The 3,706-nt window shown below is 62.6% G+C and carries 5 protein-coding genes; 4 read left to right on the top strand and 1 reads right to left on the bottom strand.

Annotated features, from left to right (window positions below):
• Nucleotides 1-686 precede the first annotated feature (686 nt).
• Both JOZ76_RS07410 and JOZ76_RS07405 read left to right on the top strand, forming a co-directional pair.
• Nucleotides 687-1,526, top strand: coding sequence for an alpha/beta fold hydrolase (locus tag JOZ76_RS07410; RefSeq protein WP_291697973.1), 840 nt, complete (start codon nt 687-689; stop codon nt 1,524-1,526).
• A 77-nt stretch (nt 1,527-1,603) separates the two neighbouring features.
• A complete protein-coding gene (locus tag JOZ76_RS07405; RefSeq protein WP_291697972.1) occupies nt 1,604-2,218 on the top strand; it encodes a flavin reductase family protein in 615 nt (204 codons plus the stop codon).
• 91 nt (nt 2,219-2,309) lie between these two features.
• Here JOZ76_RS07405 and JOZ76_RS07400 read toward each other — a convergent pair whose 3' ends face one another.
• Nucleotides 2,310-2,585: a hypothetical protein gene (locus JOZ76_RS07400; protein WP_291697971.1), complete on the bottom strand. Its 276-nt coding sequence runs from the start codon at nt 2,583-2,585 to the stop codon at nt 2,310-2,312.
• 251 nt (nt 2,586-2,836) lie between these two features.
• Between JOZ76_RS07400 and JOZ76_RS07395 the strand changes: the two genes are divergently transcribed.
• Both JOZ76_RS07395 and JOZ76_RS07390 read left to right on the top strand, forming a co-directional pair.
• Entirely contained in the window at nt 2,837-3,121 is a 285-nt protein-coding gene (locus JOZ76_RS07395; protein ID WP_291697970.1) for a DUF3303 domain-containing protein, read from the top strand.
• Nucleotides 3,122-3,130: 9 nt separating this feature from the next.
• Nucleotides 3,131-3,583, top strand: coding sequence for a hypothetical protein (locus JOZ76_RS07390; RefSeq protein WP_291697969.1), 453 nt, complete (start codon nt 3,131-3,133; stop codon nt 3,581-3,583).
• Nucleotides 3,584-3,706: the final 123 nt, after the last annotated feature.

Raw genomic sequence — 3,706 nt, 5'->3', positions numbered from 1 at the left:
GGTGAACTGAGCGAGCGCGTCTTTCTCGCGCTCGGTCCATGACCGAGCGCATGCCAAGCCGACAGACCGGCGAGCGGACGGGGTCAAGGCCTTCAGCCGCCGAAGGCGGGGGCGCGTCTCGCGCCAGCCTTGAGGCCGGCCGATCGCTGGTCTACCTCTCAGCACAGTTGCTCCCTGGGAACCGGGCTTTCTTGCTCCCATCGTCCGCGAGATCATCATCTCGCGCACTTGGCCTCAGCGTCGGGAGGCCAGGACCACACGCCTTCGCCTGCGCAATAAGCAACGTTCGTCTGACGTGCTCATCGCGCCCATGGCATCCCGCGCTCCACGTATCGTGACGATCGGCCGAAACGTCCCTCTTCAAGCGAGGCGGGATGGGCGCATGATGCTTCTGATTTGGGGGTCGGCGTCAGGACAAATTCTGAAAAACAGAACCTATCCAGTGCGACATCTTGGCACGACGGGCAGTTCGCGCATGGGATGCATGCAGAATCGACGCGTCGTGCAAGATCCGCTTTGGACGCAGCTCATAAGCCCTGGCGAACCCACGCGTTTCGCATGGGTTCCGTAGCCTGCTGCACGACAGCAAGGTGTCACAAATTTAATCCGCTGCGGCGTTGCCAACTCCTGCCACTTGTGCGTTTTGATTCGTGAAAGCAATGACATAGACACACGGGATGGAACCGATGAGGCGGGGAATAAGCGTTCTTGCCTGCGTTTGCACGCTGCTCGGCGCATCGTATTTCGCGATCAGCAAATGGGGCATTCGGCACGAAAGCCTGAACCTGTTCGACGAGGCGCGGCAGCGCCCCGTCACGGTCGATATTGCCGAGCGCGTCGACTACGACATGAAGGCCAATGCCGGCTACTGGAAGCTTCCGGTCGCCATCATCAGCAATGGCAACACCGTCAGGAACACCGAATATTCGTTCCTGGCGAACGTCTTTGCCGCCAGGGGCTATCTGGTCGCTAGCATCCAGCAGGACCTTCCGAGCGATCCGCCACTCATGACCAAGGTCGGACTGCCCTATGTCGGCCGCCTTGCGGTCTACGAGAAGGGCGAAGCCAACATCCTCTTTGTGCTGGAGCAGCTCAAGAAGCTGCATCCCAACGCCGACTACGATCATTTGACGATGGTCGGCCACTCCAACGGCGGCGACACGGCGATGTACTTCGCCATGCAGCATCCAAAACTGGTGTCGAAGATCGTCACGCTGGACAATCTGCGCGTGCCCTTCGTGCTCCGCGACAAGCTGAAGATCCTGTCCTTCCGCTCCAGGGATCCGCAGTTCAAGACCGATCCCGGCGTCGTTCCGACCCCTGAGCAATGCGAGAAGCGTGGCATCGACATCGTCCAGACACCTTATCAGCACACCTGGATGAGCGACCGCGGCCCCGACCAGGCTAAGGAGGCGATCCAGGCGACGCTCGACACCTTCCTCGGCGGCACCGACGTCAGCAAACTGGCCTTGCTCGCCAGCGATCATCCGACGACCGTCCGGGACGACGGCATGCCGCTGCCGTAGCAAGGCGCGGGCTTGACCCGCGCGGCCGTCAATAAGACTGTTCCTGTCAGGGCCACCACCTCAGACAGGAACGACAGATGTACTATGCCCCCGACGATCTCTCCCAGCGCGAACGCTACAAGGTGCTGACCGGCTTCGTGCTGCCGCGGCCGATCGCCTGGGTGACCTCGGTCGGCGAGACCGGCGTCGTGAACGCCGCGCCCTTCTCCTTCTTCAACGTGTTCTGCGAAGACCCGCCGCTCTGCATGTTTGCCGTCAACAACCGCGGCGACGGGCGGCCGAAGGACACTCTGGTCAACATCCGTCGCACTGGCGAGTTCGTGGTCCATCTCACCGACGAGCCGCTCGCGCGCGCCATGCACGAGACGAGCGGCGACTTTCCTCCCGAGATCGGCGAGCCGGGTTATCTCGGGCTGAAGCTCGCGGCGTCGGTCAAGGTCGCAGCGCCGCGGCTCGCCGACGCGCCCTGGGCGATGGAATGCCGGACCTGGAAGACGATCGACGTCAACGGCGATCGGGTGCTCATCATGGGCGAAGGAATCAGCTTCTATATCCGCGACGAGCTGTGGGACACAGCGACGATGCGCGTGCACATGGAGCGCTATCACCCCGTCGGGCGCATGTTCGCGGACCGCTATTGCCGCACCGACGACCGCCTGGTGTTTCCGGCGGCGGAGGGCGCAAAGGTCTAGGGTGGGCAAAGGCGCGCTTGCGCCGTACCCATCACAGCAAGAAATGGTGGGCACGCTTCGCTGTGCCCACCCCACAGACTACGACGACCGCTTACTGCGGCTTCTTCGGCGCCGGGCCGCTCTTGTTTCCCGGCAACCCCTTGACGTTGGCGGCGTCCTGGTCCTTCACCGTCTGGTCGTTGCTGGTCGCAGCCGACCCCACCGTGCCCTTCTGCGCGGGCGGGCCGTTCTTGTTTCCCGGAGCTCCCTGGATTCCGGCACCGGAGTTCTGCGAGCTCGGAACCGAGACGTCCGGTTTGTTTTGTGCCGACGCCGCAACGACCGACATCGCCAGCATCACCGCACCAACGCTCACCATCATCTTCATGACGTCCACCTCCATGGCAGCACCCACGGCTTTCGAAACGTCCGCCGCGAATGCGCGTTCCCGCGTCAGGTGAATTCCCGGACGAATTCATGCAGGCCGCGCTTGCGGCAACGTGGCGCAGCCATGGTAGGAACAAACGACAACCGTAGAGAACCGTAGGAAGGGTTTCCCTCGGGCACGGCGCATGCCCGCCTTTGCCCACGCAACGAACTGAATCTAAACTTGCGACAGCCAAGCGATGGAGACCGCGCATGCTCTTCATGGTGATCGAGCGCTTCAAGGACCGCGATCCGATTCCGGTGTACCGGCGCGTGCGCGACGCCGACGTCAAGTTTCCGGAGGGGCTCAAATATGTCGGCAGCTGGATCGAGCCGAATTTCGACCGCTGCTTCCAGCTCATGGAGTGTGATGACGCGCGCCTCCTGCAGGAATGGATTTTGAACTGCCAGGGGTTTGGCATGACCTTCGAGATCGTGCCTGTCGTGCCGAGCCAGCAGACGCGCGAGGTCGTGGCGCCGTATCTGGACCAGACGTAAGCTGCGATCATGCTCGATCTCGGTAGCATCTTTCTCGGCGCCAACCTCGTTACATACGCCATTGCCGTCGTGATGCCGACGTGGCGCTGGCTGCTCGCCCTGACACTTGTCGTCGCGGTCGTATCGTACACGGGCTGGCTTCGGCATTGGATTGCGTTGCTCCTGCCAATTGCCAATGAGGGACCAGGTGGCGGATTGGCGAGCGCGCTGGCTCTTGGGATGATCGTTACATTTGCAACCGGGGTGGTCGTACGCGGATTGACCATCCTGCTCGGGCTTCGGCGCGGCTATGTCGTCGTGATCTGCGTCGCCGGCGTCGCGCTCTCACCGGCCATCTTTGTATACGCTCCCGAGCTTATCACACGATCCAGTCAGCTGCTCAGATGGGGCAGCTCGACGGCCACCTGCCAGCCGGACCGCCTGCAGCGCTCCTCGTCCGCGGAATGTTACGGTCGTCATTGAGTGGACCCGGCCGAGGAAGCGGCATCGCAGGATCGCGAAATTTGGGGCTCGCATCACGCACAGCTTCGCTGTATCCGTCGCCCGACTGCTTGAAGACCGCCCGTCCCCCACTCCCGGACGGGC

Origin of the sequence: Bradyrhizobium sp. (assembly GCF_019244115.1) — a bacterium.
Classification (GTDB): Bacteria; Pseudomonadota; Alphaproteobacteria; order Rhizobiales; family Xanthobacteraceae; genus Bradyrhizobium.
The sequence above is the reverse complement of the archived record's forward strand: the minus strand, read 5'-3'. Positions and strand labels throughout refer to the sequence as shown.